Origin of the sequence: Nocardia sp. NPDC051900 (assembly GCF_044452545.1) — a bacterium.
Taxonomy (GTDB): domain Bacteria; phylum Actinomycetota; class Actinomycetes; order Mycobacteriales; family Mycobacteriaceae; genus Nocardia; species Nocardia sichangensis.
The window spans coordinates 211,720-238,293 of the sequence record NZ_JBITBU010000003.1; the positions used below are offsets into that span (position 1 = coordinate 211,720).

At 66.9% G+C, this 26,574-nt stretch carries 27 protein-coding genes; 6 read left to right on the forward strand and 21 right to left on the reverse strand.

Features of this window, described 5'->3' with window-relative positions; all coding sequences use genetic code 11:
- Window positions 1-209: 209 nt before the first annotated feature.
- From ACIA5H_RS05705 to ACIA5H_RS05785, 17 genes are all read right to left on the reverse strand, one after another.
- The gene (locus ACIA5H_RS05705) at window positions 210-335 is read right to left on the reverse strand and encodes a hypothetical protein (RefSeq protein WP_397074175.1); all 126 of its coding nucleotides are present in this window, start codon (window positions 333-335) and stop codon (window positions 210-212) included.
- A 1,011-nt stretch (window positions 336-1,346) separates the two neighbouring features.
- Window positions 1,347-1,802: a hypothetical protein gene (locus tag ACIA5H_RS05710; RefSeq protein WP_397074177.1), complete on the reverse strand. Its 456-nt coding sequence runs from the start codon at window positions 1,800-1,802 to the stop codon at window positions 1,347-1,349.
- A 37-nt stretch (window positions 1,803-1,839) separates the two neighbouring features.
- Entirely contained in the window at window positions 1,840-2,670 is an 831-nt protein-coding gene (locus ACIA5H_RS05715) for a DUF2637 domain-containing protein (RefSeq protein ID WP_397074179.1), read from the reverse strand.
- Window positions 2,667-3,032 (reverse strand): hypothetical protein, encoded by a 366-nt coding sequence (locus tag ACIA5H_RS05720; RefSeq protein ID WP_397074181.1) that lies wholly within the window; start codon window positions 3,030-3,032, stop codon window positions 2,667-2,669. Before ACIA5H_RS05720 ends, ACIA5H_RS05715 begins: the two co-directional genes overlap by 4 nt.
- The gene (locus tag ACIA5H_RS05725) at window positions 3,029-3,556 is read right to left on the reverse strand and encodes a hypothetical protein (RefSeq protein WP_397074183.1); all 528 of its coding nucleotides are present in this window, start codon (window positions 3,554-3,556) and stop codon (window positions 3,029-3,031) included. The genes ACIA5H_RS05720 and ACIA5H_RS05725 overlap by 4 nt, the downstream gene beginning before the upstream one ends.
- Window positions 3,553-4,176: a hypothetical protein gene (locus ACIA5H_RS05730; RefSeq protein WP_397074185.1), complete on the reverse strand. Its 624-nt coding sequence runs from the start codon at window positions 4,174-4,176 to the stop codon at window positions 3,553-3,555. The genes ACIA5H_RS05725 and ACIA5H_RS05730 overlap by 4 nt, the downstream gene beginning before the upstream one ends.
- Complete coding sequence (locus tag ACIA5H_RS05735; protein ID WP_397074187.1) at window positions 4,173-5,867, reverse strand: hypothetical protein; 1,695 nt, start codon at window positions 5,865-5,867, stop codon at window positions 4,173-4,175. Before ACIA5H_RS05735 ends, ACIA5H_RS05730 begins: the two co-directional genes overlap by 4 nt.
- 22 nt (window positions 5,868-5,889) lie before the next feature.
- Window positions 5,890-6,372: a hypothetical protein gene (locus ACIA5H_RS05740; RefSeq protein ID WP_397074188.1), complete on the reverse strand. Its 483-nt coding sequence runs from the start codon at window positions 6,370-6,372 to the stop codon at window positions 5,890-5,892.
- Between the two features lie 20 nt (window positions 6,373-6,392).
- The gene (locus ACIA5H_RS05745) at window positions 6,393-8,546 is read right to left on the reverse strand and encodes a hypothetical protein (RefSeq protein ID WP_397074190.1); all 2,154 of its coding nucleotides are present in this window, start codon (window positions 8,544-8,546) and stop codon (window positions 6,393-6,395) included.
- The gene (locus ACIA5H_RS05750) at window positions 8,546-9,316 is read right to left on the reverse strand and encodes a hypothetical protein (RefSeq protein ID WP_397074192.1); all 771 of its coding nucleotides are present in this window, start codon (window positions 9,314-9,316) and stop codon (window positions 8,546-8,548) included. The genes ACIA5H_RS05745 and ACIA5H_RS05750 overlap by 1 nt, the downstream gene beginning before the upstream one ends.
- Window positions 9,317-9,751, reverse strand: coding sequence for an RRQRL motif-containing zinc-binding protein (locus tag ACIA5H_RS05755; RefSeq protein WP_397074194.1), 435 nt, complete (start codon window positions 9,749-9,751; stop codon window positions 9,317-9,319).
- The gene (locus ACIA5H_RS05760; protein WP_397074196.1) at window positions 9,748-9,996 is read right to left on the reverse strand and encodes a hypothetical protein; all 249 of its coding nucleotides are present in this window, start codon (window positions 9,994-9,996) and stop codon (window positions 9,748-9,750) included. The genes ACIA5H_RS05755 and ACIA5H_RS05760 overlap by 4 nt, the downstream gene beginning before the upstream one ends.
- Window positions 9,997-10,082: 86 nt before the next feature.
- Window positions 10,083-10,469 (reverse strand): hypothetical protein, encoded by a 387-nt coding sequence (locus ACIA5H_RS05765; protein WP_397074198.1) that lies wholly within the window; start codon window positions 10,467-10,469, stop codon window positions 10,083-10,085.
- The gene (locus tag ACIA5H_RS05770; RefSeq protein WP_397074200.1) at window positions 10,466-10,615 is read right to left on the reverse strand and encodes a hypothetical protein; all 150 of its coding nucleotides are present in this window, start codon (window positions 10,613-10,615) and stop codon (window positions 10,466-10,468) included. Before ACIA5H_RS05770 ends, ACIA5H_RS05765 begins: the two co-directional genes overlap by 4 nt.
- Window positions 10,615-10,830, reverse strand: coding sequence for a DNA-binding protein (locus tag ACIA5H_RS05775; RefSeq protein ID WP_195078191.1), 216 nt, complete (start codon window positions 10,828-10,830; stop codon window positions 10,615-10,617). The genes ACIA5H_RS05770 and ACIA5H_RS05775 overlap by 1 nt, the downstream gene beginning before the upstream one ends.
- 169 nt (window positions 10,831-10,999) lie before the next feature.
- Window positions 11,000-11,704, reverse strand: a complete 705-nt coding sequence (locus ACIA5H_RS05780) for a GntR family transcriptional regulator (protein WP_397074202.1) — start codon at window positions 11,702-11,704, stop codon at window positions 11,000-11,002.
- A gap of 124 nt (window positions 11,705-11,828) precedes the next feature.
- A complete protein-coding gene (locus ACIA5H_RS05785) occupies window positions 11,829-12,737 on the reverse strand; it encodes a hypothetical protein (protein ID WP_397074204.1) in 909 nt (302 codons plus the stop codon).
- 1,602 nt (window positions 12,738-14,339) lie between these two features.
- On the opposite strand from ACIA5H_RS05785, the gene ACIA5H_RS05790 reads away from it, so the two are divergent.
- From ACIA5H_RS05790 to ACIA5H_RS05815, 6 genes are all read left to right on the forward strand, one after another.
- Window positions 14,340-15,308, forward strand: a complete 969-nt coding sequence (locus ACIA5H_RS05790; protein ID WP_355077002.1) for an acyl-ACP desaturase — start codon at window positions 14,340-14,342, stop codon at window positions 15,306-15,308.
- A 161-nt stretch (window positions 15,309-15,469) separates the two neighbouring features.
- Window positions 15,470-16,597, forward strand: coding sequence for a tRNA dihydrouridine synthase DusB (gene dusB, locus ACIA5H_RS05795; protein WP_379250845.1), 1,128 nt, complete (start codon window positions 15,470-15,472; stop codon window positions 16,595-16,597).
- Between the two features lie 755 nt (window positions 16,598-17,352).
- Window positions 17,353-19,119 carry an LCP family protein gene (locus ACIA5H_RS05800; protein ID WP_379250449.1) on the forward strand — a complete coding sequence of 589 codons (1,767 nt, stop codon included), beginning with the start codon at window positions 17,353-17,355 and terminating at the stop codon, window positions 19,117-19,119.
- Between the two features lie 685 nt (window positions 19,120-19,804).
- Window positions 19,805-20,467, forward strand: a complete 663-nt coding sequence (gene phoU / locus ACIA5H_RS05805) for a phosphate signaling complex protein PhoU (RefSeq protein ID WP_355076998.1) — start codon at window positions 19,805-19,807, stop codon at window positions 20,465-20,467.
- Between the two features lie 119 nt (window positions 20,468-20,586).
- Window positions 20,587-20,880, forward strand: a complete 294-nt coding sequence (locus ACIA5H_RS05810) for a hypothetical protein (protein ID WP_397074207.1) — start codon at window positions 20,587-20,589, stop codon at window positions 20,878-20,880.
- Window positions 20,881-20,912: 32 nt separating this feature from the next.
- Window positions 20,913-22,448 carry a hypothetical protein gene (locus ACIA5H_RS05815; RefSeq protein ID WP_397074209.1) on the forward strand — a complete coding sequence of 512 codons (1,536 nt, stop codon included), beginning with the start codon at window positions 20,913-20,915 and terminating at the stop codon, window positions 22,446-22,448.
- Between the two features lie 98 nt (window positions 22,449-22,546).
- Here the strand turns inward: ACIA5H_RS05815 and pstB are convergent, their stop codons facing one another.
- The 4 genes from pstB to pstS form a co-directional block, all read right to left on the reverse strand.
- Complete coding sequence (gene pstB / locus ACIA5H_RS05820) at window positions 22,547-23,323, reverse strand: phosphate ABC transporter ATP-binding protein PstB (protein WP_039795034.1); 777 nt, start codon at window positions 23,321-23,323, stop codon at window positions 22,547-22,549.
- Window positions 23,324-23,344: 21 nt separating this feature from the next.
- Window positions 23,345-24,247 carry a phosphate ABC transporter permease PstA gene (pstA, locus tag ACIA5H_RS05825; protein ID WP_379250443.1) on the reverse strand — a complete coding sequence of 301 codons (903 nt, stop codon included), beginning with the start codon at window positions 24,245-24,247 and terminating at the stop codon, window positions 23,345-23,347.
- Window positions 24,247-25,218 carry a phosphate ABC transporter permease subunit PstC gene (pstC, locus tag ACIA5H_RS05830; RefSeq protein WP_379250441.1) on the reverse strand — a complete coding sequence of 324 codons (972 nt, stop codon included), beginning with the start codon at window positions 25,216-25,218 and terminating at the stop codon, window positions 24,247-24,249. Before pstC ends, pstA begins: the two co-directional genes overlap by 1 nt.
- A gap of 90 nt (window positions 25,219-25,308) precedes the next feature.
- Window positions 25,309-26,421: a phosphate ABC transporter substrate-binding protein PstS gene (gene pstS / locus ACIA5H_RS05835; RefSeq protein ID WP_355076989.1), complete on the reverse strand. Its 1,113-nt coding sequence runs from the start codon at window positions 26,419-26,421 to the stop codon at window positions 25,309-25,311.
- Between the last annotated feature and the right edge of the window lie 153 nt (window positions 26,422-26,574).

Here is a 26,574-nt window from a genome sequence, read left to right on the forward strand (position 1 = left end):
CGACGCGGCGATTGGTCCGCCTGCATTCCAGCTGCGGTAGACCACCACGACTTCCTCTTGCACACCGTGCTCCTCTGGGTGGCCTGCCTCCCGGCGAGGGCGGGGTGCGGGGGCAGCGCCCCGCCTCGCAGCCTTCGGCTGCGCAGCCTTCCTGGTCCACAGCGCGCGTCTCGGGCTCGTGCTGGGTGTCCCTCCGGTATGGCCTGGGGCTACTCGATCACGACGGCGGCGGCCGTCAAGGGTGGCCGCCAGGCCATCGCCGCAGGCGACGCGAAGCGCCCTTGATGGTCGTTGTCGTCGTGATAGCCCCAGATAAGGCCATACCGGAGGGACACCCAGCCCACCGCGCGCCGGACCACGCGAGCCCTTGGCTCGCGCACGCGGGCGCCCGTCGCCCGCGCACCACTGCGATGACGTACCACGCCTTGCAGTTCCAACCTCGAACGACATCCGCGGATCAGTAGACCGCCGCCGACGCGCATGAGTCGACCAGCTGGAATCGTCTCCAACCGCAACCTACTCGCAAACCCACCGATACCCACTCAACTCAACCACTTCTTTCTTCTCCTCACCCCCGCCTTCCTCCCTGACCTGAATTGATCTTGAATCCCTCCTCCCTCCCAGTTCCACATCTCGTGCGCACGAAGTGGGTATGAGATGTGGAACTGGGAGGGAGGAGGGATTCAACGACGCGTAGCGTCGTTTACGCAGGTCAGGAGGGAGGCGGGGGTGAGGAACGCCCTGCGAAAAGTTGAGACAAGTTGTCTCAACTTTTGACCGGGTTTTCACCCGGTTTTCACCAGGTTTTCGCACTCCGGCAGATCGCAAGATCAACTGTCGAATGCGGGGTGGAGACACAGGAATCCAGCCCAGTCTCTGGCGCTGAGCTGAGAGGAATCAGGGGAACTCAAGGGCGTTCGACAGGGATTTCGACGCCTCTCGCGCATGTCTCTGCTACCGGTCAGCGATCGAATGGATGGCGGCGCGGCGCGCCGTGCGCGGCCTTCGGCCGCGTGCCCCTGGGTGGTGGCGCCTGCATTGTGTTCCCGCGCCCCTCCAACCTCAAGGGCGCTGCGCGTCGCCTGCGGCGATGGCCTGCGGCCACCCTTGACCTTGGAGCCTCTGCGCGGGAAGAGCAGGCGTTAAGGGGCAGGCCGGTGGCCTGCCCCGGTGGAGGCGCAAGCGCCACCACCCAGGGGCAAAAGAAACCCGCCCGACGTTTCGGTCGGCGGGCGGGTGGCGAACAATAGGACGGGCCTGGTGTCCAGCTGCGCCGGGCACGCGAAGGCCCCTGCCGACTGGGACTCGGCAGGGGCCTTCTTGCTGGTCAGATTCGGGTCAGGCGGTTACTCGTCGTCCTGGCCCAGGTAGGCGGCGACTTCGGCGAGGGAGTCGTCGGTGGGCGGCTCGTACTTGGCGCGGTAGAGCTTGGGCGGGGCGTAGTCGGCGTTGAACGCCTGTCCGGTGCCGGTGTACTGGATGGTCAGCCGGGCGCCGTTGCGCAGGTCGTCATCGCCCGCGGCGAGGATCGCCGCGCGGATGGCTTTCTGCAGGTTGCCGCGCACGAACAGCTTGCGGGCGCCGTCGTCGTCCGGATCGGTCTTCCAGCCGGTCAGGATGACGACCTCCAGCTGCCGGATCGGGTTGCCCTGGCGCAGCTTCGGCTTGCCGGTCTTCGGGTCCTTCTGCACAGCCAGCTCCTGGGAGACGACCAGGCCGGCCACCGTCGTGCCGGGCTCATCGGCCTTGCCGAACGCGCTGCGGATGACCTTCGGCTCCTCGGTCATGATCCACGATGTCATTGGGGTTACTCCTTGGTTATCGGTGTTGGGTGTGGGGTTATCCGGCGATCAGCCGAACGCTGTGGGGGGCGGGCAACGCCAGCTGCTCGCGACCGGTGTCGCCTTCGGTCTTGAGGCGGGCGAGGATCTTGCCGACCGAGCCGTGGTGCAACCCGACGATCGGGGCGATCTCGCGGTAGGAAAGGCCAGCCTGATGCAGCCGCAGGATCTCCGCGTCGCGTGCCGCCGTCGCATCCATTTCGACGGGTGTCGCCTCCACGTCGGCGGGTGTCGCCTCGGTGTCGCCCGATTTCACGGTGATGTCGCCGGTTGTCGCCGCCGCGACGGGTGCTGTCGCCTGCGACTGTGGGGTGCGGGGGACCTCCATCAGCGCGGTGAGCGCGTGCGTCACGGCCAGCATGGCGATCGGAGCGGCTCCGGCAACCACCGCGGCTGCGGGAGCGGGCAGCAGCAGACCATCGGCTTTCCAGGCGTGGACGCCGTTTCCGATCAAAGACACCAGCTCAGCGGCGGCGAGCTCGGCCCAGAAGAACCGGCGAGTCGCGGCCGGGACCACCACGCCGATCTTCTCGCGCCGGTTCAACGTCACCAGCGAGAACGCGGCCTGGACGATCGGGCCGTCCACGATCACCGGGGCGCCCCACGCCAATCGGGAGTCGATACCGGACATGACCGCCACGCCGTGCAGCGCGATCGCCGACCAGAAGAACGCCGCGATGCTCACTGCCGCAAGCGACAGCAAGGCGACAGCCTCAGCGGCATTCCACGACGGCGGCGACACCGGTATCGCAGTGGTCGCGGGAGCGGGCGACGCGGCGACGCCGGACGGCGACACAGTGGCCTCAGGGTGCGACAGGGTGTCGCTCATCGTTCGATCCCTTCTCTATTGCGGTTGGTGACCAGGCCCGCGAAGGCGTGCCCGTAGAGCGGTTTCGGGACCAGCCGCTCACGATCGGCGTGCAGCGCGTTCTCGTCCGCGAGATCCAGCGCGTCGTCCAGATCGCTGGCAAGCTCCCGGTTACGGTCCTCCAGATCCGCGACCTGGTGCTCGGCAGCGTCCAGCCGCGCGGTCACCGCGGCGAGCTGCTCCTCCAGCACGGCAGCGCGTTCGTTGGCCGCGATCAGCTGGGCCTGAAGCTCGGCGTAGGACTCACCCGCCGCGGTCGGCCCGTACGGGCGCAACGGCTCGAACCCGCCAGCAAGAGCCTCTGTTTCGTGGATCGCGGTCACCGCTCCATCTCCTCTCCCCGACCCCGGTTGTCGACCAGGCCCGCGAACGCGTGCCCCGGAATCGGGCGCTGCGGGTCGGGTTCCGTGCCGTGGCCGGCGGCCCATCGGCCGTGGCCGGTCATGTCGCGTACCTGCAAACGACTGCGCCACGTGATCGGGTCCATGTCGGGCGGTGCCTCGCTCGTCATGACCGGAGACGCCTGGTGGAACAGGCCCACGTAAGCGGTGTGCGCGAGCACGTCGTCCATCTCCGCCCACCGAGGCGAAACGGCCGGATCGGCAGTCCACCGCTGTTGGATCGCACGAGCCTGCGCTCGCAGCTCGATCGCGCGGGGGTGGTCGGGCCACGGAGCGTCTTCGGCCCGATCCCGCAGGATGTAGGCGCGGGTGTAATCGGTCCGCCACGCCGCCTCCTGCGGGTCGGACACGCGCTTGGCGTAGTAGGCGGCGACCACGTCGTCCAAGCCGTCCGAGCGGACGAGATCGATCATCAGATCCGCCACCGTCCGATCCTCGGCGTTCACCGCTCCATCTCCTGCCCCCGGGCGCGGCCATTGACCAGACCCGCGAACGCGTGCCCCGGAATCGGGCGCCGCTGCGGCCGGGACAGTTCCGCGGTGCGGGCGGCGGCGAACGATCCGGACACCGGGACCGGTGCCGTGTTCGGGCTGGCCTCGGCCGGATCGGACCAGGAGTCGCGGCGTTCGGCGGCGGCGAGCTGCTGGCGGGCCTGCTTGATGGTGCGCGGCTCGACCACCCAGCGCCCGTTGCCGGTCAGTTCGCGGGCGTGCTGCTGGCTGCGCCAGTCGATCTCGCTGATCGCGTGGAAGCCCTGAGCCCGGTCCGCGGCGATCTGCTCGTGCAGCCGACGCATGGTGTCCGGTGCCGAGCGCCAGTCGCTGTGCGCGTCCTCCAGGTACCGGTAGGCCGCGCCGAGCTCGTCGTCCCGGCCGCTCCAGCGTTCGCGGATCTCATCGACCTGGTCGAAGATCCGGTCGCTGTCCTGCCGGAACTCGGTGTGGAACGCGGTTTCGCTCAGGTCCTTCACGCGGTCGAAGTCCGCCCGCATCAATACCTCCTCGGGGTTCTCGACGCGTCCGGCGTAGCGGTTGATGTACAGGTCATCCAGTTCGTTGGTGCTCACAGCTCCATCTCCATTTCCCGGTCCCGGTTGCGGCCGTTGACCAGGCCCGCGAAGGCGTGGCCCTTGATCGGCGCGCGGCCGGTGGTGTTTCCGTTCGCGGCAGCCGCCTCGGCCCCGGCCTGCTCGGCCTGGCGCTCCGGGCTGCCGTAACGCTCGTGCGCCGGTGTGCGCTCGGCGAGCTTCGCCACCGCCTCGTCGCGCTCGCCGCGCAACTGATCCCGCTCGGCGGTGACCGCGGTCAACTGCCGAGTCAGCCGGGCGTTGGCCTCGGTCAGCTCGTTGTTGTGCTCGATCGACAACCGATGCCGATTGCTCAGCTCGTTGTTGCGGGTGGCGGCGTCGACCAAATCGCCGGACAGCTGCTCGATCTCACGACCACGCTGCGCGAGATCCTCGGCGAGCTGGTCCCGCTCGGCCGCGACCTGCTGCACCGGCGCGGGCAGCTGCTGCTCTCCGCGCTCCTGCGCGGACGAGCCTCGTTCGATCCCCTCCCGCCACTGGCTCACTTCATCGGTGACCATCGACCGGCCGCCTTCAGCGCGGAACACCCGCTCCGGACGCCATTCGTCGGCCAGATCGAAGGCGGCCACATGCACGGTGGTGCCGGGTGCCGGCCGAATCCCGGCCAGCTGCTGCGCGGTCCAGCGCGCCGAGTCCGCCTCGGTCGCGTGGGCGCCGCGCTCGTGCACCACCTGGTTGGCGTTCTGCGGCAGGTAGGTGACGGTGCTGCTGAACCGCTCCGCCTGCTGCCCCTGCTCGGCCTCGCGGGCCTGCGCCGTGTCCTGTTCGCGGTGCACCTGCCCGGCCAGTGTCCGTTCCCGTAACACGGCCTCCCTGGCCGCGAGCTGGTCGGCGACGGTCTCGGGGCGGCCGTGGTCGACGTACTGCTTCGCGGCGTTGAGGGTGTCGCGGGTCTCCACCGCCAGGGTGGTGCCGTCCGACCACGACGTGCGTCCGATGTTGCGCTGCAACCATTCGGTGGCGGTGTGCTCGGTGGCGAACGCACGGGACTCGGTGAGCTTGCCGCCGTCCGGATCGGTCCACGTCAGCTGCGCGGTATAGCGATGACGGTGATCCTGAGCGGCATCGATCCGAGCCAACAGCGCATCCTCGAGATTGGCGCGGTGCGCGGCGTCCAGGCCCTGCTGCCACTCCTGCCGTTCGCGGTCGGCGAAGCGGTCGATGGTGACCTTCTCGCGGGCCACTCGGGCGCGGTAGTGCAGCGCTTCCAGGCCCTTGACCTTGTGGGCGCGGGCGAACAGGTTGCCGGTCTTGTACTCCGGGAACACCGTCGCCGCGTCCAAGCCGTCCAGGGCGATGCCCTGCTCGGTGCGGGTCAGATGCTCGTCGCCGATGAACTGCGACGCCAGCCGATCGCGGTGCTCAGCCAGAGCGCGAGCGTCGCGGGCGCGGCGGTCGTGATCCACCCGCGGATCGTTCGCGCGGGCCGCAACGGCCTGGACGTGCACGCGGTAGCGGTCCACGGCCTGGTTGGTCCACGACAGGTGGTTGGTGCGAGACTGCTGCTGCTCGCGGCGCTCGGCGCGGACCAGGCGGCTGATCTCCTTGCGGGCCCGGCGCCGCTCCAGCCAGTTCGCGGCCTGGGCGTGGCGCTGCATCGCCGCACGCATGGCGGCGCTGAACTGGCGTGCCTGCGCGAAGATCTCGTCTTCGACACTGTGGTCGGACATTCCTTTTCTCCTTCGGTGTGGGTTATGCGGACTCCGCCGCGTCGTTGCGGCGGCGGGTGGTGTGGCGTTTGATCCAGCTGGCGGAATCGGCGATGACGTAGCCGCTGAGGCGGATCGACTCGATGGGGCCGGGGCGCCCGGCGCACATCCACACCGAGAACCCGGTCAGCCCAGCGCCGTAGACGGCCAGCGGGCCGGTCATCGGCAAAGTGCTGGCGGCGACCGCGTACCCGGCACTGGTGCCCAGGGCAGGAGCCCACAGCCGCAGCCCGTCCCGGATGCGGGTGGCGCGATCGATGCGCGGAGTCAGCGCGCGCCCGATTTGGCCGCCATCGGGGACGACGGGTGTCTGCTGCTGGATCTGCTCAACCAGCTTCTTGGTGGTGTGATTGGCCAGTTCATCGGCGAGCGGAGCCAACTGGTCCATCTCGGCCTGACGCTGCTCGTCGGACAGCCCGGAGATCTCCTCTCCGTGGTCCTCGGGGTTGATGTTCGGAACAGACATGAGTGGTGCTCTTTCTCGTTTCAGGCGTGGCGGTGTTTGCGCAGGTCGATGACCGGCGCCAACGGGACGCGCTCGGGGGTGACGGTCTGCATCGCGGCGAGGCCGGGCAATGGGCGCAGCGTGGACAGCTGCCGTTCGTCGAGCGGGGTGACGCGGCCGAAGCGGGCGACGCCGCCGGAGACGTGCACGATGTCGCCTTTGGCCATGGCGCGCAGACGGTTCGGGTGCACGAGCAGCTTGTCGTTGGCCTGCACGTTGCCCTCGTCGCCTTCCTGGGAGCCGCCGATGAGCTTGCGGGAGAGGTCGAAATCGCGGCGGGTGCCGTAGATCTCGGCGAGCTTGTCGCCCTTCTCCTGCCCACCCAGCAGCGAACCACCGGAGGCGGCGGTGACCAGGGCCTCACGCGCGTCGTCGTCGTGGCCGAGACCGTTCCAGGACTGGGCGAACCACCACGAGCCGATGCCGGCCTTGCGCAGCCGTTCCACCCACGCCTTGGCGCGGGTCTTGCCGTCCGAGACCGCGGAGAACTCGTCCACAGCCAGCAGGGCCTGGCGGCCGTGGTCCTTGTCGGCGAGCTGTTCGAGCATGCAACCCAAGGCCGCGAACTGGGCGCGGGCCCGGTCGGCGGCTTTGACGCCTTCGAGGATGATGTAGAGGAAATCGAAGTCGGTGACCTGCTTGTCGCCCTCGAACGAGTCACCCAGCAGCCGGTAGAGGATGCCGAACTCGCTGCGCGCGGAATCCATCACCGGCTGCTTCCCGGCCATCGTGGAGGCGATCTCCCGATCGACACCGGCCACACCAGCCCACGGCACGGTGTCGTCCCAGATCCCGCCCCACAGCTTGGCCAGCTTGACCGGATCGAACCGCGACAGGAACTCGATCCAATCCCGCGGCGGGTTGTGCCCGACCGGCTTGCCGTCGACCACCGTCTGCGGGGCGTCCACGACCAGGTGGATCAACGTTTCACGCAGGTTGTGGAAGTAGCGTTCGGTGTCGGTCGTCGGCGTCGAGCCGCCGGAGATCATCGCCGACAACACCGACCGCAGATCATCGAGATCCTCGATGCCCCACAGGTTCAGCTGCGTGTGCAGCGGGTCGGTGTCCTCGACACCCACCACACCGATCCGGTCAGCGGGCACACCGAGCGCGGCGAACCAGCGCGCCATCGTCCGCGCGGACTTCTTCGACTCCGGGCCGCCGTTGCAGTCGATCACCAACACCAACGGGCGGCCGGGCCGACGCGGGCGCCACCACTGCTGGTGCCGCAGCCAGCCGGTGACGAACCACGACACCAACGTCCGGTTCATCAGCGTCGACTTGCCCTTACCGGAGGAGGCGACGACGGTGCCGTGCTCGTTGAACTTGATCCACGGCACGATCAGCCGGGTCTCCGTGCGCGCCAGCAGCGCCCGCGTCCGCGACTTGGCCGGGGCCTGGCTCGACTCCACAGCGAGGCGGCCGAGGACCGGCTGTGGGTTCAGCCCGCCGGTGGAGAACGGCAGCCGATACCGCGACATCCGCGCCGCTGCCCGCTGCTCACGCTGGGTACGCAGCCACAACGCCCGCTCGGTGGCGGCCGGGGACTGCAACCCGTTGGTCGCGACCCGCACCCGCCGGTTGGTGAAAGCGATCATCGCCGCCAGCCACGCAGCCGGGATCAGCAGCACCGTCATCGCCGCCAGGCCGTGAGCAGGGTTGCCCGACACCAACTCCGCCGCGCCCGCGGTGAACTGGGTCAGCGGCGCCGACCAGTCCATGCCGCCGAACACGATCGCCGAACCGGGCATCGCGACGCTCGCGCCGATCGTCCAGTTCCGCAGCCTCGCCGGAGACCACGCCAGCAGGTTGGCGACCAGGAAGATCGCGCCCGCCGACACCAGCCCGAACACCGCGCAGGTCCCCGCGATCATCAACGCGTCGAGGAACCCGTCGAGAGTGATCTCCGGCAGAGTGATGCCGAACAGGTCACCATCGGGGGCGTGGTCGCCCAAGATCGGCGGGGCCTTCGGGTGGATCTCGATGTGCGGGGCCTGCTCGGTACCCGGAACCTGGGACTGCTCCGGGGCGGCGGGCACCTGCGACGGGTAGGTCTTGGCGCACTCGGGACGGAAATCGATCACCTTCTGGCACACCACGTCCGCGTCACGGTGGATCGGGAAATCGGTGCTCATCACGACACCGCCTCTCCGGTGTCACGACCACCGATCGTGGCCTGGTGGATGCGATCAGAGGCACCGCCGGAGATCAGCGACAGACCGGGCCGAGAACCGGAAACCGTGCTGCTGGTGCCGAATGCTTCGGCGAGGCCGGCCACTCGGATCGAGGGGCCTTCCACACCCGCCGCAGCGCGGGCGGCATCGGCGATCACGTTGCGGATCTCGACGTTGCGGCAGTAGTAGATGAGCTTGTCGCAGTTGGCTTTCGCCGCTGCCTGCTTGGCCTTGGCGACCGCTATCCGGGCCGCGGCAGCGTTCTTCGCGGTCAGCTCGACCTCGACCGCCCACAACCGGCCCTGCTCGTCGTAATACCGGCCGTCGTGGATGTGGGGGCGCGCCTCTCCGGCCCGGACCGGCCCGACCTGCGCACGCAGCTCACGCTCGGAGATCCACCGCTCCAGATCAAGCCCCACCAGCGCCAACCGCAGCTCCAGCACGGTGCGCACGTGCGCGGCCATCTTCGGTGTCGGCGTCCAGAACTGCGTGCTCAGACCCGTCAGACCCTCGATCGCCGAGCGGGTCGGGAACACCCACGTCGGTCCTGGCACCGGCCGCAGCTTCAACGACGAAACCAGCTTGCTTTCGCGCCACTTCGCCACGTGCCGGTACGCACTCGACATCCGCACACCCAGCATCCGGGCGACCACATCCAGCGGCGCCCCGTACATGAACGCCAGAATCGTCAACACGGTCATCGGCACCGGACCGATCCGATATGCCGTCATCTATCGCTCCCATCCATCACGGTCACGGCCACGGCCGTTGACCAGCCCCGCGAACGCGTGACCCGCAATCGGGGACCGCTCAACCGGGGGCGTTGTCGAATCGACCCATCCCGGGCCGGGGTCATTGATCTGCTCGAACTCCGCACGGTCGACGCCGTGCCGCTCCGCAGCGCGCAGCTGCCGCTCCCGCGTGGCCTTCGCCAACGCCGCAAGCTGGGCGGGAGTCGCTTCCCGCTTCGCGGCGGCGAGGTTGACGTCATAGAGGTAGGCCGTCAACGGCTCCCGCGACCGGCGCGGACGCTGCACCTTGCCCGCGATGTCCTGCCCATTCGGACGCAATCCCTGCGCGGCCAACTGCCGACGCGTCCGCAGATGCGAAGGCGCGCAACGCCAGTCGTAAACCGGGATGCCGCCTTGGGGTTCGGGCGCGGTCATCGTGCCACCCCCGGAACCTCCGAGCGCGGGACGCAGGACCCCGCCGGTTCCGCCGGAACCCCGGCATTGAGCGGGCGGCAGATGTTCGGCGACGGCACGTAGTCCTGCTGATCGATCCACGCCGCCGTGCACCCGCCCATCCCGATGAGCAGCAGCACACCGACCGCGGCCAGCCGCACCATCGGCGGCAACAACCCCAGCGGGGCGAACACCGCACTCACGCCGGTGAACTCCGGACCAGCCATCGAATGCAACGGGTTGTGACCACCACGGCGGTCGAAATGAGTGACCGTATACCCCTGAACAGGCGGCTCCTGCCGCCACGGCGCGGTCACCGCTCCGCCTCGTTCCGCTCGGCACTACCGCGGTCGACCGCCTCACCCGTGTCGGCCCCGCGGTTGTCATGCGCGGCCAACGCATCCGCGATGCCGGCATCGAGCAGCGCACGCAGCCCAGTTGCCTGCTCGAGCGTCAACTGCATCGACATCTCGGCATACGCCGACGACGACGCCGGAGACACCCGGACACATACCCGGTCGACATTCGCCGCGTACCGCACCCGGAACGACCCGTGCACCATGATGTTTGCGGAGACCCCGGTATCCACCGGGACGCCCGACTCACTGGCCGCGATCACGTAATGGCCCACGTAGTCCCGCAACACGCCTTCGGGGTGGGCCTGCCGCTCTTGATCCCCATTGCGCGGGTGGATGCTCATCGCCGAACCCCCCACCGCCGCGAGGACCGCCAGAACGCGAAACCGCCCAGCAGCACCACCGTGATCCCGACGAGTTCCGGCGCCGTCAGCACGAGGTAGCCGACCGCAACCGCGGCGACCACCAAACCGTAAGTCCGCGCTTGCATTACGCGACTCCGGTCTCGTTCAAGGGGCGGACCAGCGCGAGAACCTGATCCCGATCGACCTTGATAAGCCGCGGGCCGACCTGGAAGCCCTGCAAAAGGCCGCCGTCCACCCAGCGACGAACGGTCCGCGGGTGGACTCCCCCTGCCAGTTCCGCCGCGACGCGAAGGCTGATCAGTGTCTTCGGTCCACCGACCGAGCCACTTCGTCTGCTCATAAATGTCACTCCTTTGGCGACTTGTCGTTACGTATACACAACAGCGTATGTGTAGTTACGTATGCGCACAAGGTCTACACATGTGTAGGCGCCAAAGAGCACGAAAAAGGCCTGATCAACGCCTTGATCAGGCCCCTATACGCTTCGACCGGAGTCGGTCGGAGTCAGGTCAGGTGGAGGCCTCCCGCCTGCTCGTGGCGACCGATTCAGGCTCTAGTGCCATCCGGAACAGGAACGCGTCGTACCGGTCACGTGGATACGAGATGTTCGAGATCATGAGCACTTGCTCATCACTGTCGATGTAGCGCTGGAACACAGCCTTGACCAGCTCGCCGGACGGAGTTTTGAGCCACTCGGCATGACTCGCCGACGGAAGGGCGTCCGTGAGGGTCTCCTCCAGAAATGCCGCCGCCGAGACGTCGGCCGAACCGACCGGCTGATAGCTATCTGAAACGGATATCGGTCGACCGCCTTCCGATGCGCGCACAATGACATGCGTCAACTCGGCACCGACTTTGACGCCGAGCTTGTCCGCGAGGTCTTCCGTCGCGGCAACGTTCCTGATGTCGCGCTCCACCTCCACCGCCTCGGTTGCTTCGTTCTCGAACGTGGTCTCGGGCTGCTCGAACTGGCGCTCGGGCGACACCCTGGTGAGATTGGGCCGGTCGGCAACAAAGGTCCCCTTCCGCCGCTCGGTCCGCACCAACCCCTGACCGAGAAGCAGCTCGATCGCATTGCGGATCACGATCTGCGACACGCCATGGCGCTTCGCCAGTTCCGGGTAACTCCGCAGCTGGGTTCCCGGCGGGAGTTCACCAGCCCTGATCTTGCGTGCGTATTCACCCGCGATCTTCACGTATGCCGGTTCAGCCACTGTCAATCCCCTCGCTTCGTCCACTCAGGCAGGAGTCAGCCACCCCTACCAATACACAACTACGTATACATACATCATGGCAGTGTGCGGGAAGTGGGGCGACGCGTTTGCGCGACTTCTGGTGCTACTTCCGACGGGTCCAGCTCTCCGCTTTGTCGTGCAGGTTCCACCAGGACACGAACTGCGTATCCTCACCAACCTGCTCCCACCCGGAAGCGAGCTTGTCGAAGAAAGCATCAGTGCCGGTCTTGCCGCCGCGAGGTTCGCCAACGTAGATCAGCGTGTCACCTCCGGCTTCCTCGAAGGCTTCCAACGCCTCAGTTGACATCGGATCTCCCCAGCCCGGCGGCCAGCACAAGAAAAGAACTCGACGCGACTCCTCGCCCGCTTCCCGTGCTGCGGCCAGGTCGGCGAGGTCGCCGACTTCGTGCCAGACATCCAACTGTCCCGCTCCCCCACGAAACGACACATTCTCGATCTGGCCGGGCGGTTCCGAGTCGAATGCCAAGACATCGACACCGCGGCGTCGCAGCTGTTCGGCCCAGTATCCGCGCCCGGCGCCGATCTCCAACAGCCCTCGACCGGCGCAAACGGCGGTGATCCACTCCAGCGTCTCGGGCGACGGGATCGCATACGCATATGCCTCCTGGAGAACCGTCTGCGCGTAGGCCAGTCGCGCACTGCCCTTCGCTACACCGCCGTTGACCTCGCGACGCCCACCACGCTCGGCCGGGGCCACACTGACGGACGGACCAACGATGTCCCAGTACGGATTCTCACTGTCACCGCCCGTCATGTAGTGCAGCAAACGAATGTCGAAGGCCCTGTCGGCCTCGGCATCACCGCTTCCAGGTATGGCAGCGGCAGTATCGAGGTACTCCGCAACCCTGGGATACGAAGTGCGGAAGCGTGTTTCGTCCCCAAGAAGATCGGACAGCTCTTCACGACGCTCTGGTGTCAATACGAATCCTGTCACCCAGTCGATTGTGCCGACCTCGACGGCCGCTTGGTGGGCTATGAGCTGCACCGCCACTCGGGCTTTCACATCGCCCGCGGCACAGCAGACCACGAACGTTTCCAATCTCCGTGGGGCAGTATGTCTCCATGTATGGGGCACGCATGGGGCAGACAGACGTACCCCTGTGTACACTCACGTCCCGAATGCACAAACCAAGGCAGCCACAAAACCGCTGAACAGATGCACATTTATGTCCGACATGTTGACGTACGTCCAGGGGATTTGATACTAGAGCAGAAAAGGGACTTTTAATCCGCAGGTCGTAGGTTCGAGCCCTACTGGGGGCACAAAGGTCGGGCGTCCGGATTGCTCCGGGCGCCCGACCTGTTTTCCCGGAGTTCTCCGCCGCGCGGCGCCGGCCATACGGCAGTGGAAGCGGCGCGGCGAGGCTCTATTACCTGGGTCGCACGCAACGCTTCGCAGGAGGCGGCGTCCAGGGAGCGCGCTCGGCGGCGAGAAGGGCTGCGCCGCTCCCCGATCACCGGTCACGGTTTGCACAGTCGGCGCCGTAGACGGTGCGAGCGGTGCGGAGACAGGAACCTCGGCCGGAGCGACATCGCCGGTCACCCCCGGCACGGCCATAGGAGTCACCACGGTGGAGTGGCATGAGTGGTGTACCGGTTGGATTGTGACGAACAGCACAGCTACCTCGCATAGGGCATTCGTCGACTGGAGAGATCGCGTCTCGCGTACCGGTCAGTCATGCGCCGGTTGTGATATCCCCTTGATCGCGGGTGTACGCCGGTCGGCGGAAAAGCCGATGACAGCTCGGCTCGCGCAGTAGATACATATGGACAATTCGCGGCGCAGGACAACTGTCGGGTCACGACGGCACAGCTGGAGGCCCGGATGCTTCGTCGCCTCATGAACAATCCATGCGGCATGACCCGAGGGTGACGAGCAGCCGAGGGCAGTGGCATACGCCGCCGGGCGGCGCATTACGTATAGAAGGACATAGTTGTCGGCGTAGTTGCGATGCGCAGTCGACCGCCTGTCGGCGATCGGGGATGAAAGCCTGCGAAGATCCGACAAGCGTGCGACTTGGAAAGAGCGGCATGAAGGTGTTGGCCTTCGGAGGCGATGGATGGCGATCGGAGACGCCGATTTCACCGCGATCCATCGCGAATCGCCGGCTAGATCGCACACGACGTCATGAAACCAAGGCGCGTGGCGCCCGGGAGACACATGCCGGATCCCGCCATCACACCTACTCACTTCCTGGCGGGTGCCGACCTCTCGACCGCTCTCCACGGAGGGCGTCGTCGGCGCCAATTCACAGGAACATCGCAGCTGGGCTCGCCGCAGTTCGCCGACACGCGCAGAACCAGGGCGTTTCGATCCCATATCGGCCCCCTGGGCCGCCCTTGTGTGTTCGCCCACGTACGGCTAACGCTCCTATCACCGCGTCGATAGACCCATTGCAGCGGGTAGAGCCCATACACTCATGGAGATCACCGAACGGCGAAGAGGTCGTATGAGGTGGATCACCAGAGCATCGATCGCCTAACGGATGCGTTTCGCATCACACCTACGGTGCCGTAAGGTATGGCCGCATCGGTATCGGTCTACCTTGGGATTGACCTGCACGACCGGAAGCACACACTGAAGGGTTCATACATGGCAAGGGATCTGACTCAACTCGAGCTGCTGACGGAGTTGGAGCCGGTTGCCGAAGAAAACGTCAACCGGCACCTCTCCATGGCAAAGGAATGGCACCCGCACGACTACGTCCCGTGGGACGACGGCCGCAATTTCGCGGCACTCGGTGGCGTGGACTGGGATCCGGAGCAGTCCCGCCTCAATGAGGTCGCGAAGGCGGCCATGATCACGAACCTGCTGACCGAGGACAACCTGCCGTCCTACCACCGCGAGATCGCCGAGAACTTCTCTCAGGACGGCGCGTGGGGTACCTGGGTCGGCCGCTGGACCGCCGAGGAGAACCGCCACGGCATCGTGATGCGGGACTACCTGGTCGTGACCCGCGGCGTCGATCCGGTCGCGCTCGAGGAAGCCCGAATGGTCCACATGACCAACGGCTTCGCCTCCCCTGCGGAAGCCGACGCGGGCTTCCTGCATTCCGTCGCGTACGTCACCTTCCAGGAACTGGCCACCCGGGTCAGCCACCGCAACACCGGCAAGGTCTGTGACGACCCGATCGCCGATCGCATGCTGCAGCGCGTCGCCGCCGACGAGAACCTGCACATGATCTTCTACCGCAACATGTGCGGCGCCGCCCTCGACCTGTCTCCCGACCAGGCGATCGAGGCGATCACCCTGATCCTGGAGAACTTCCAGATGCCGGGCGCGGGTATGCCCAACTTCCGCCGCAACGGCGTGCTGATGGCCAAGCACGGCATCTACGATCTGCGCCAGCACCTGGAGGAAGTGGTCCAGCCGGTGCTGAAGAAGTGGAACATCTTCGACCGCACCGACTTCACCGCCCGCGGCGAGGCGGTCCGTGAGCGCCTCGGCCTGTTCCTGGACAAGCTGGGCAAGGACGTCATCAAGTTCGAGGAACAGCGCGACCGGATGCTCGCCCGCGAGGCCGCCAAGCGCGACCGCGCGATGGTCGGCAGCTCCGTGTAGAACCCGAGGAACAACAGCGGGCGCCGCCCCGGGAGACCGAGGGCGGCGCCGGTGTGCACGGCCCGGTGCCGCGCGACATGCGCACCGGGCGAACGACCCGCTCCGGCCGACTTACGTGCGCAAATGAGACACTGGTCGGCGTGACGATGACTACCGAGGCGATGACGAAGCTGCGGATCGGGCCATATCCGGTCGATCCGCCGGTCGTGCTCGCGCCGATGGCGGGCATCACGAATCTGGCGTTCCGCAAGTTGTGCCGGGAATTCGGCAGCCCGACCTCGATCTACGTGTGCGAGATGATCACCGCGCGGGCGGTGGTGGAGCGTAACGAGAAGACGCTGCACATGATGTCCTTCGACGCCGACGAGCATCCTCGCTCGATGCAGCTCTACGGCGTCGACCCGGCCACGCTCGGCGAAGCGGTGCGGATCATCGTCGGCGAGGGCTGGGCCGACCACATCGACCTCAACCTGGGCTGCCCCGTGCCCAAGGTCACCCGCCTCGGCGGCGGCGCCGCCCTGCCGTACAAGCGGACGCTGTTCCGGAGCATCGTGCGCGCCATGGTGAGCGCGGCGGAACCGGCGGAGGTCCCGGTCACCGTGAAGTTCCGCATCGGCATCGATGACGACCACCTCACCTATCTGGACGCGGGCCGGATCGCCGAAGCCGAAGGCGCGCGAGCGGTCGCGTTGCACGCGCGCACGGCCGCGCAGCGGTACTCGGGCCAAGCCGACTGGACCGCGATCGCCCGGCTCAAGGAGGCGGTCACCTCCATCCCGGTGCTCGGCAACGGTGACATCTTCTCCGCCGCCGATGCCGTCCGCATGATGGACGAAACCGGGTGCGACGGTGTGGTCGTCGGCCGCGGCTGCCTCGGCAGGCCGTGGCTGTTCGCCGAGTTGCAGGCGGCGCTGCGCGGTGAGCCGCTGCCGGAGGCGCCCGATCTGGGCCGGGTCGGCGCGGTGCTGTACCGGCACGGCGCGCTGCTTTCCGAGCATCTCGGCGAGGAGAAGGCCATGCGCGATCTGCGCAAGCACATGGCGTGGTACCTGATGGGCTTCCCGGTCGGCTCCGATCTGCGACGCGCGTTCGCCACCGTGGGCAGCCTCGCACAACTGGAAGACCTCGTCGGCCAACTCGACCCGACGGTTCCGTTCCCGGAGGACGCGGAGGGTCCGCGCGGCAGGCAGGGCTCGCCGGGCAAAGTCGCGCTGCCACACGGCTGGCTCGACGACCCGGACGATCCCGCGGTGCCTCGCGCGGCAGATGTGATGCACAGCGGAGGGTGATCGGCAATCGCACAGCGAACGCTGGCGTCGAACCGTTGTGACCCGTTCGATTTCGCCGTGGGGTGGCCTGCCGTGGCGGAATCGTTATCATTGCGGGATCGGTGCCGCCGGTCCGGTATGACCCAGGCGGAAAGCAAGACGAAAAGCGAGGTTCGTTGGTGGGTGACGATCGGCACGGGCGTTCGCCACGGCCCGGAGGTCGCGCCCCGTGGGAGCGGTATCCCGCGGCGGACAACCCCGAAGGAGACGTCGCACGCACGTCTCGTCGTTCCCGCCATACCGACGCCGCTCCTGACCAGAGTTCCGCGCCCCTGACGGTGCAGGATCTCGTCCAGCGAGTCGACAACGAACGCACCGGCCGCCGCGGTCGCCGCGCGGAACCCACGCCACCGGACCCGACCGCCCCGCCGAGCCGAGGCCGCCGCGCGGAACCCAAACCACCGGACCCGACCGCCGCGCCCACCCGAGGCCGCCGCCCCGAGCCCGGCCCACCGGACCCCGCCGCCGCGCCCATCCGAGGCCGCCGCGCCGAGCCCACGCCACCGGTTGCCGGCTCTCCGACAAACCGAGGCCGCCGCCCTGAGCCGGTACCGCCGCAGGCAGGACCACCATCCACACGAATCAATCGCGCCGAGCCACGTCAAGAAGCTCCGCGCCGACCCGCCGACCCGGCCGCCGCCAACGGCCGTGGCGCGGCAGCCGGTCCCCGGCGCGCACCGGACTCACCACCGCCACGCCAGACCGGTAGCTCACCGGTGGTCCAGGACATCACGGGCGCGACACCGGCCGCCCGTCCCGCGAACCGCCGCCCTGCCGAGCGCTCGGCATCCGCCGCACCACCCGTCGCTCCCCCGGAACCGGAACAGGCCGAAGAGGTCACCGACGTCCTACCTCCGCTCGACGAGCCCACGCGCGCCAAGCGCAAGGGCGTGAGTTGGCCGACCAAGGACGGCAAGGACGCCAAGCCGAAGCCCGTCGGCACCGCCCAGACCCGTCTGCAGGCCTCCAAGGAGCGCCGCAACAAGCGTCTGCGCACCGCGGGAAGGGCGGGGGGTGCAGTGTGCGCTGTGCTCGCTCTGCTGGTCACCGGCGGCGGCTGGAGTTACCTACGGTCGACGACGGACGGCTTCACCCAGGTCTCCGCCCTCGACGAGAACTCGCAAGACATTGTCGATTCCGATGCCCAGCTCGGCGACGAGAATTACTTGCTCGTCGGCACCGACACCCGTGCAGGGGCCAACGGCCAGCTCGGCGCGGGCACTTTGGATGACGCCGAGGGCGCCCGCGCCGACACCACCATGCTGGTCCACATCCCGAAGGCCCGGAATCGGGTCGTCGTAGTCTCCTTCCCGCGCGACCTCGATGTGACCAGGCCCCAGTGCAACGGGTGGGACAACGAGAAAAACGGATACACCAACGAGAAGTTCCCGTCTGCCATGGGCGACAAGCTCAACGCCGTCTACAACCTCGGCGGCCCGATGTGCCTCGTCTCCACGATCCAGCGCCTCACCGGCGCGTCGATCAATCATTTCATCGGCATCGACTTCGCCGGTTTCGAGTCCATGGTCAACCAGATCGATGGCGTCGAGGTCTGCGCGTCCAAGCCGCTCGTCGACGACGTGCTCGGCACCATCCTCGAGCACCCGGGCAAGCAGCGCATCGACGGCCAAACCGCGCTGAACTACGTGCGCGCCAGGCATGTCTACGGCGAGGAGCGCAGCGACTACGACCGTATCAACCGACAGCAACGCTTCCTCGCTTCGCTGCTTCGCGGCACGCTGTCCAGCAAGGTGCTGTTCAATCCGGGCAAGCTGAACGGCTTCATCAGCGCGTTCAGCCAGCACACCTGGGTACAGAAGGTCGAACCGAGCGACCTGCTGACGCTGGGACGTTCACTACAGAAGATCGACGCGGGCGCAGTCACCTTCATCACCGTTCCGACCGCGGGCACCACCTCCTACGGCAACGAGATTCCCCGCGAATCCGACATCAAGGCGATCTTCAAGGCGATCCGCGACGACCAGCCTCTGCCGGGCGAGAAGCCGACCGTTCAGGCGAACACACCCGCTCCGGCCCAGGCCGCGCCGACACCGACCAAGTACAGGGCGGTGGATCCCTCCACGGTCTCGTTGCTGGTGTCCAACGGCTCCGGAATCGAAGGTCTGGCGCGCACGGCGGCCACCAAGCTCGGCAACCAGGGCTTCATGATCTATAACACCGGAAACTACGCCAACGGCACCTCCACGACGACGAAGGTCCGCTACGCCCCGGGCCTGGAAGCCGAGGCCGCCACCGTGGCCACCTCGATTCCCGGCGCAACCATCGAGGCAGCCGACGATCTGGGCGGCATCGTCGAGGTTGTCATCGGAGGCGACTCGAAGAACGGCGTCACCGTGAAGGCGCCGACGCCGGTGAGTGACGAGATCACCAACGTCACGACGAGCACCTCGACGAGTTCGACGCCCGCCGTCCTGCCCTCCGACCTGGAACATGTCAATGCGGCCGACGAGGCCTGCAAGTAGACGACCGGGTGCACCCCTGCCCCACCTGGCTCCGCCCGCCCCTTGAGTGCGTACCGAGTCACGTACTACCGCAACGATATTCGCTGGGACTCCAGTTCAGTGGCTGCTAGTGTCGAGAACGTGACCATCGACATGGAGGGGGTTTCAGTGGTACGCAAACTAATCTTCGGAGCAACCGCGGCGGCGGCCGCCTTGGCATTGTTCGCAGGTCCCGCCCAAGCGGACGGGTGGTGGCAGTACGAAACGCCACAGGAATGTGAGCACTCCCGACAGGACGCCTTAAATCACGGAAGCCGCGTAAGCGGGTGCCAGTTGGTCCCCAACGGCAGCTCGTTCGGCGACGGCGACGCCTGGGGGTATCGCATTTACAGCTAAGTTCGGGCCGAACTCCGACGGCGACTGCGCGAGCGCTCGGTCGCCATCGGAGTTCTCGGGGTGAAACGGGACCCGCCCTCCGATCTGGAGCACATCAACGCCGCCGACGACTGCACGTTGCACCCGGCGCACACGGCAGCACAGATGCGACGCAAATCACAGATCGCCGTGATGCTGCCGTTTCGCGGTCGGCGAGGGTGCGGATCGCGGTCGTTGAATGATCAACGGCAACCCCCGCGCTAATGATGCACACCGGTCATTCACTCCCTGTTCGTGACTTGGTCAGCGCGGCGAACTAGTGTCAGTTTCCATGCGTGTCATCTACAACGAGCAAATGGCTGAGCTCGCCCACCTGCTGGGTGAGATGGCCGGGTTGGCCGGCTCGGCCATGGAGCGGGCTACCCAGTCGCTGCTCCAGGCGGACCTCGCCCTGGCGGAGCAGGTGATCAGCGAGTCCGACCGGATCGCCGAGCTGATCCAGGACGCCGAGGAGAAGGCCTTCGCTCTGCTCGCGCTGCAAGCTCCGGTCGCCGGTGATTTGCGGCAAGTGGTGAGCACGATCCAGATCGTCGCCGATGTGAATCGGATGGGCGCGCTGGCGCTGCACGTGGCGAAGGTCGCGCGCAGGCGTCATCCGAACCACGCGCTACCGGAGTCCGTCAACGGCTACTTCGCCGAGATGGGCCGCATCGCCGTGAACATGGGAGCCAGTGCGCGTGAGGTGCTGGAGACCCGTGACCCGGAGCGCGCCGCGCAGCTGAACGAAGACGACGAGGCGATGGACGATCTGCACCGTCACCTGTTCACACTGCTCATGGACCGCGACTGGAAGTACGGCGTCGCGGCTGCCGTCGATGTCACGCTGCTCGGTCGCTACTACGAGCGCTTCGCCGACCACGCGGTGGAAATCGGCCGCCGTGTCATCTTCTTGGTCACCGGAGTGCTCCCGCCGGACCCCGACTCGGAGTCGTAAACGAAAAGCTTGCTGCGCTTGACGTTTCGCAGGCGGCGAATGATAGATTGAGCCGCACAGGGCGAGATTGCTCTGGTATAGCGTTACGCCGGAGGGGAACCGGCATGAAGGGGGGCGTTATGGACGTCGATCCAGCGGAGCTGCGCGCGCTGGCCGCGTCGATGGACAGAATCGGCGGCGAGATCGGCGCATTGACCGTGCGTGCCACCACCGACGCGCTCGGTGGCGTGCTGCCCGGTTCGACGGTGGGTGAAGCGTGTTCCACAGCGGGTTCCCACGTCGAAGACGCATGGCGGCGAATGGCCATGCGCTGCAAAAGAGTTTCGAATATCGCGAAAGGCGGCGCCGCGAATTACGAGGTGTCCGACCAGGAGTTTCGCGCGGGTCTCGACGCGATGGGCGCACAGCTGTGAGGTCTACCAGCAGTACGCCAACCCTCAGCCAGGTGCGGTCGGAATGGCAGCCGTGGAAACTGAGCGAAGCCGGTACCGAAATACGCACGCGCAACGGCGAATTCGTTTCCCTGATCGATCAAACGGTGACGCAGATCCGGGCTGCGGGCGCGCATTGGAGCGGTGACGCCTATTACGCCGCGTACGACCGCATCGCAGGCGACCGCGACACGGCGAACAAGGTGGCGTTGGATACCGAGACGCTCGCCCAGACATTGATCGACAGTGGTACCAGCCTCGTCGGATTCCGCCAAACGTTGCTGGACAAGGTCGATGAGGCCGTGGCGGCCGGATTCACCGTCTCCGAGGACTGGCAGGTCACTCCCGGGCCGGGCGCCTCGGACGAGGACGGTGATGCGCAGTTCACCTACCAGACCGCCATCACCACCGCCATGAACGAACTGCTCGGCACCCAGACGGACGTCGCGGCGAAGATCGAGCAGGCGAGCGGTGACGTCAGCACCCGAGCCGCTCAACTCGGCGACGGCGACCCGCTCGACAGCGACAAGTCCGCCGACGGGACGGACCCGGCCCTCGCGTTGTACAGCAAACAGTCCGACGCCTCGGCCACGGACCAGGCCGCAGGCACACCGGCGGACGACAGCAAGCAGTCCGACCAGACGGCCCCCGCGAGCACACCGCAGGCGAGTCCGATCGCCGCCCAACAGCAGTCCGCCGACCAGACCGGCGCCGAGAACAAACAGGACAGCGGCGAGTCGGGCGATGATAAGGACAAGAAAGAAACGGGCGACGGCAAAGACAAGCAAGACACCGGCGACGGAAAGAACAAAGACACCGGGGACGGCAAAGACAAAGGCACCGGCAACGGGTCCGAGGACAAGTCCGCCTCCACCGGTGCGGCCAGCGACCCGAACTCGTGGAAGCCGTCGGATGTGACGAGTTTGATCACCTCGGTCAGCCAGATCACCGGCAATGTGCCCACGCTGATCGAATCCATCGGCAAACTGGACGACGATCTCGACGACATCATCAAAGCAGGCGGGGAGGCCGGAAAGGGTCTGATCGAGGCCGCCGGTACCAGCGCCGAGAAGTTCGCGAACGCCGTCGACACGATCGCCGGAACGCACCAAACGGACGGCACGCACACGGACTCACCGTCCACGGGTGACCCCGCCGGAACCGGGACCCCGAAGCAGGATCCGGCGGCCACCGATCCCACGACCGGACAACCCGCAGCCACCGATCCGAACGCGAAGTCCACCGATTCGAAGACCGACCATCCGGCAGGCACCGAGAACAGCAAGACGGATAAACCGAATTCGTCGCAACACGCGGAAACCAAGCAGGACCAACCGGCGTCCGTCCGGCAGGCGAGCTACACCAATGCCGACTCCGGCAGTCCGAGCACTGCTCCCGCGTCCGCGTCCGGTTCCCCGTCCACCGCACCCGCGAGCACCGGACTGCTCGGAGGAATATCAGCGGCGAATCGTGAATCGGATTCGGAGCACACGCGCCGAGTGCAATCCACGCCGACGCCGCTGTTCGAGACCCCGCCTCTCGACGAATAGCCGAGGCCCGAATATCCGAAGGCCCTGGGGGTGGTCACCGCCCAGGGCCTTCGTTTTGCGTATGCGGCGTGTCCGCGGATGCGGAACCCGCCTCGAGATCAGCCGAAGCGACCGGAGATGTAGTCCTCCGTGGCCTTCTGCGACGGGTTGGAGAAGATCTTCTCGGTGTCGTCGATCTCGATCAGCTTGCCCGGCTTGCCCTGGGCCTCCAGGTTGAAGAAACCGGTCTGGTCACTCACGCGCGCGGCCTGCTGCATGTTGTGGGTGACGATGACGATGGTGAATTCCTTCTTCAACTCGGTGATCAAATCCTCGATCGCCAGGGTCGAGATCGGGTCGAGCGCCGAACAGGGCTCGTCCATCAGCAGCACGTCGGGCGAAACCGCGATGGCGCGCGCGATGCACAGACGCTGCTGCTGACCGCCGGAGAGGCCGCCGCCCGGCTTGTCCAGGCGGTCCTTCACCTCGTTCCACAGGTTGGCGCCGCGCAGCGAGCGCTCGGCGACCTCGTCGAGTTCCTTCTTGTTGCGCACGCCCTGCAGCTTCAGACCCGCGACCACGTTGTCCTTGATGGACATCGTGGGGAACGGGTTGGGCCGCTGGAAGACCATGCCGATCGTGCGGCGCACACCCACCGGGTCGACCTGCGTGCCGTAGATGTCCTCGCCGTCCAGCAACACCGCGCCCTCGACCCTGGCGTTCGGGGTTACCTCGTGCATCCGGTTGAGCGAACGCAGCACGGTGGACTTGCCACAGCCGGAGGGACCGATGAAGGCGGTCACGCTGCGCGGCAGCACGGTCAGCGAGACATCGGACACGGCGTGGAACTTGCCGTAGTAGATGTTCAGATCTTTGACGTCGATCCGCTTGGCCATTGTCGGTAATCCGTTCCGCTTCTATCGGTTCCGGGTGAGCAGGCGGTTGAGGACCGCAGCCGCCAGGTAGAGGAGGGCGATGATGAGGATCAGGGTCAGTGCCGCGCCCCAGACCCGCTCGCGTCCGGCAGCTTCGGGGTTGGCCAGCTCCTGGTAGATCAACAGCGGCAGCGACGCCATGTTGCCGTCGAAGATGTTCGTGTTGATCGACTTGCTGTAGCCGACCAGCACCAGCACGGGAGCGGTCTCGCCCATCACCCTGGCGATGGCCAGCAGGATGCCGCTGATCATGCCGGGCAGCGCGGTGGGCACCACGATCCGCACGATGGTCTTCCACTTCGGGATGCCCAGCGCGTAGGACGCTTCACGCAGTTCGTCCGGCACCAGTTTCAGCATTTCCTCGGTGCTGCGGACGACCACGGGCAACATCAGCAGCACCAACGCCAGCGACACCGCCAGCGAGCTCTGCGGGAATCCGAGCGTCGCGATCCACAGCGCGAAGATGAACAGCGCCGCGACGATCGACGGGACGCCGGCCAGGATGTCGACCATGAAGGTGGTGACCTTGGCCAGCAAGCCGCGGCCGTACTCGACCAGGTACACCGCGGCCATGATGCCGAGCGGCACCGCGATCACCGTCGCGACCAGCGACTGCACGAGGGTGCCGTAGATGGCGTGGTAGACGCCGCCGGCCATCTGGTTGGGCAGCACACCCTTCAGCGAGTTCTGCCACCAGTCCGCCCGGACCACTGCGCTGAAGCCCTTGCTGATCACCATGATCAGGACCCAGGCCAGCGGTACCAGCGCGACCGCGAAGGCCAGCCACACCAAGCCGGTCGCGACGTTGTTGCGCACCTTTCGCGCCAGGCTCACATCGCGGAAGGTGGGCGGCTTGATCGGCCGGTCCAGAGTCGAGGAGGTCATCACCCGTTCACCCTTCCGCCCGCGGCCAGTCGAGCGAGCGCGTTCACGACGAAGGTCAGCGCGAACAGCACGAAGCCTGCCGCGATGTACGCGCCGGTCGGCAGCGGGGCACTGAACTCCGCGGCGGCCGAGGCGATTTTGGAGGCGAAGGTGTAGCCGCCGTCGAACACCGACCAGTGTCCTGGCTGCGCGGCCGTCTTCAGCACGATCAACACGGCGATGGTCTCACCGAGCGCGCGGCCGAGGCCGAGCATGGCGCCGGCGATCATGCCGCTGCGCCCGTAGGGCAGCACCGTCATCCGCACGACTTCCCACTTCGTCGCGCCGAGCGCCTGCGCCGCCTCGATGTGCGCACGGGGGGTGAGGTTGAACACCTCACGGCTGACCGACGTGATGATCGGCAGGATCATCACCGCGAGCACGACGCCCGCGGTGAAGATCGTGCCGCCGCTGGCGAGCGGGATGTTGCCGTCATCGAAGAGGAACAGCCATCCCAGGTTGTCGTTCAAGAAGTTCTGGATCGGCTCCAGTTGCGGAGCGAGCACCAGGATTCCCCACAGACCGAACACGATCGAGGGCACCGCCGCGAGCAGATCGACGAGCACCGAGAACGGCCGTGCCAGCGTCTTCGGCGCGTAGTGCGTCAGAAACAGCGCGATGCCGATGCCGATCGGAACGGCGATCACCAAGGCGAAGACCGAACTCAGCACCGTCACCATGAACAGATCCCGGATGCCGAACCTTAAGTGGTTGGCGTCCGAGGTGTTGAACTCGGTGCTGGTGAAGAAGTTCGCCTCGTTCGCCAGCACCGACGGCACCGCCCGGATGAGCAGGAACAGCGCGATCAACGCGATGGACGCGACGATGATCGCACCGGCCGTCGTCGCCAGCGAGCGGAAGATGATCTCCGCCCGCGGGCTGTGCTGGCGACCGCTCTTCGCGGTCGGTTCGGTGCTCGGCTTGCTCGGCATGAGCGCAGTATCTCCGCCTGCTCGCTGGTCGGTCGAATCAGACGGACCAGCGGCGGCAACCTCGTCGTGCACGGTCATGTGGGACTGCTATCAGGAGATGGCGTTGATGGCGGTGGTCAGCTTGGTCTTGAACTGTTCCGGGATCGGGATGTACCCGGCCTCGTCCAAGCCCTGCTGGCCGTTGGTGACCGCCGAGGTGAGGAAGGCCTTGACCGCCTTCGACGTGTCGGCGTCGGAGTACTTCGAGCACACGATCTCGTAGGTCGGCATCACGATCGGGTACGCGCCCGCCACCGACGGCTTGTAGAACGAGGAGGTGTCGATGACCAGGTCGTTGCCCTGGCCGGAGACCTTCGCGGACTCGATCGCCTTGCCCGCCGAGGCGACGCTCAGCGTCACCGGGTCCTTGCTCGCCGAGGTGATGATGCGCGCGATCGACAGGTTCTGCGCCTTCGCGAACGACCACTCGTTGTAGGTGATCGAGTTCTTGGTGCTCTTCACCGCGGCCGAGGTGCCCTCGTTGCCCTTCGAGCCCGCGCCGACGCCGCCGTTGAAGGCCTTGCCCGCGCCCTTGCCCCAGGCGCCGTCGGAGGCGGAGTCCAGGTAGAGCTGGAAGTTGTCGGTGGTGCCCGACTCGTCGCTGCGGAAGATCACGGCGATCGGCTCGGACGGCAGCTTGGCGTTCGGGTTCAGCGCCTTGATCTCGGGCGCGTCCCAGGTGGTGACGGTGCCGTTGAAGATCTTGGCGGCGGTCGGGCCGTCCAGCGCGAGATCGGTCACGCCGTCGATGTTGTAGGTGATCGCGACCGGGCCGAACACGGTCGGCAGGTTCCACGCGGGCGAGGCGCAGCGGTCGGCGGCCTTCTTCGGCTCGTCCTTCTTCGCGCTCAGCGGGGAGTCGGAACCACCGAAATCGGTCTGGCCACCGAGGAACTCGCTCACACCGGCGCCCGAGCCGCTCGAGGTGTAGTTGAGCGTGGCGCCGTCGCAGTTCTTCTCGTACGCGGCGATGAAGCGCTCCATCGCGTTCTTCTGCGCCGAAGAGCCGCTGGCCTTGAGGGCCTTCTTGCCGCCGCAGGCGACGTCGACCTTGGCCACGTTGCCCGAATCGGCCGAGGTGTTGTCGTCGCTGCCACAGGCGGCCAGCGCCATGGCGCCGACGGCCAGCACACCAACGAGGGCGCTGCTGCGCTTGAGATTCACTATTCCTCCGGAATGGCGTCCTACTCGTCCGGTCCCTCACCGGCCCGGACGGGTGTTGTGGTGCTGTTCGCGGGGAACTTGCGCACCAGGCAGCAGTGTGCTGCCCTCACTCAACCTAAGGTCATGTGGTTGACAGTTGGACCGACCTGAGTG

Coding starts and splice junctions, on each gene's coding strand:
- pstC (WP_379250441.1), bottom strand. CDS start 25,218: ATGCCGAGCAAGCCGAGCACCGAACCGACCGCGAAGAGCGGTCGCCAG.
- ACIA5H_RS05760 (WP_397074196.1), bottom strand. CDS start 9,996: ATGGCTGGTCCGGAGTTCACCGGCGTGAGTGCGGTGTTCGCCCCGCTG.
- ACIA5H_RS05765 (WP_397074198.1), bottom strand. CDS start 10,469: ATGAGCATCCACCCGCGCAATGGGGATCAAGAGCGGCAGGCCCACCCC.
- ACIA5H_RS05755 (WP_397074194.1), bottom strand. CDS start 9,751: ATGACCGCGCCCGAACCCCAAGGCGGCATCCCGGTTTACGACTGGCGT.
- ACIA5H_RS05775 (WP_195078191.1), bottom strand. CDS start 10,830: ATGAGCAGACGAAGTGGCTCGGTCGGTGGACCGAAGACACTGATCAGC.
- ACIA5H_RS05790 (WP_355077002.1), top strand. CDS start 14,340: ATGGCAAGGGATCTGACTCAACTCGAGCTGCTGACGGAGTTGGAGCCG.
- pstA (WP_379250443.1), bottom strand. CDS start 24,247: ATGACCTCCTCGACTCTGGACCGGCCGATCAAGCCGCCCACCTTCCGC.
- ACIA5H_RS05810 (WP_397074207.1), top strand. CDS start 20,587: ATGGACGTCGATCCAGCGGAGCTGCGCGCGCTGGCCGCGTCGATGGAC.
- ACIA5H_RS05770 (WP_397074200.1), bottom strand. CDS start 10,615: ATGCAAGCGCGGACTTACGGTTTGGTGGTCGCCGCGGTTGCGGTCGGC.
- ACIA5H_RS05745 (WP_397074190.1), bottom strand. CDS start 8,546: ATGAGCACCGATTTCCCGATCCACCGTGACGCGGACGTGGTGTGCCAG.
- phoU (WP_355076998.1), top strand. CDS start 19,805: ATGCGTGTCATCTACAACGAGCAAATGGCTGAGCTCGCCCACCTGCTG.
- ACIA5H_RS05710 (WP_397074177.1), bottom strand. CDS start 1,802: ATGACATCGTGGATCATGACCGAGGAGCCGAAGGTCATCCGCAGCGCG.
- ACIA5H_RS05735 (WP_397074187.1), bottom strand. CDS start 5,867: ATGTCCGACCACAGTGTCGAAGACGAGATCTTCGCGCAGGCACGCCAG.
- ACIA5H_RS05740 (WP_397074188.1), bottom strand. CDS start 6,372: ATGTCTGTTCCGAACATCAACCCCGAGGACCACGGAGAGGAGATCTCC.
- pstB (WP_039795034.1), bottom strand. CDS start 23,323: ATGGCCAAGCGGATCGACGTCAAAGATCTGAACATCTACTACGGCAAG.
- dusB (WP_379250845.1), top strand. CDS start 15,470: ATGACGAAGCTGCGGATCGGGCCATATCCGGTCGATCCGCCGGTCGTG.
- ACIA5H_RS05750 (WP_397074192.1), bottom strand. CDS start 9,316: ATGACGGCATATCGGATCGGTCCGGTGCCGATGACCGTGTTGACGATT.
- ACIA5H_RS05715 (WP_397074179.1), bottom strand. CDS start 2,670: ATGAGCGACACCCTGTCGCACCCTGAGGCCACTGTGTCGCCGTCCGGC.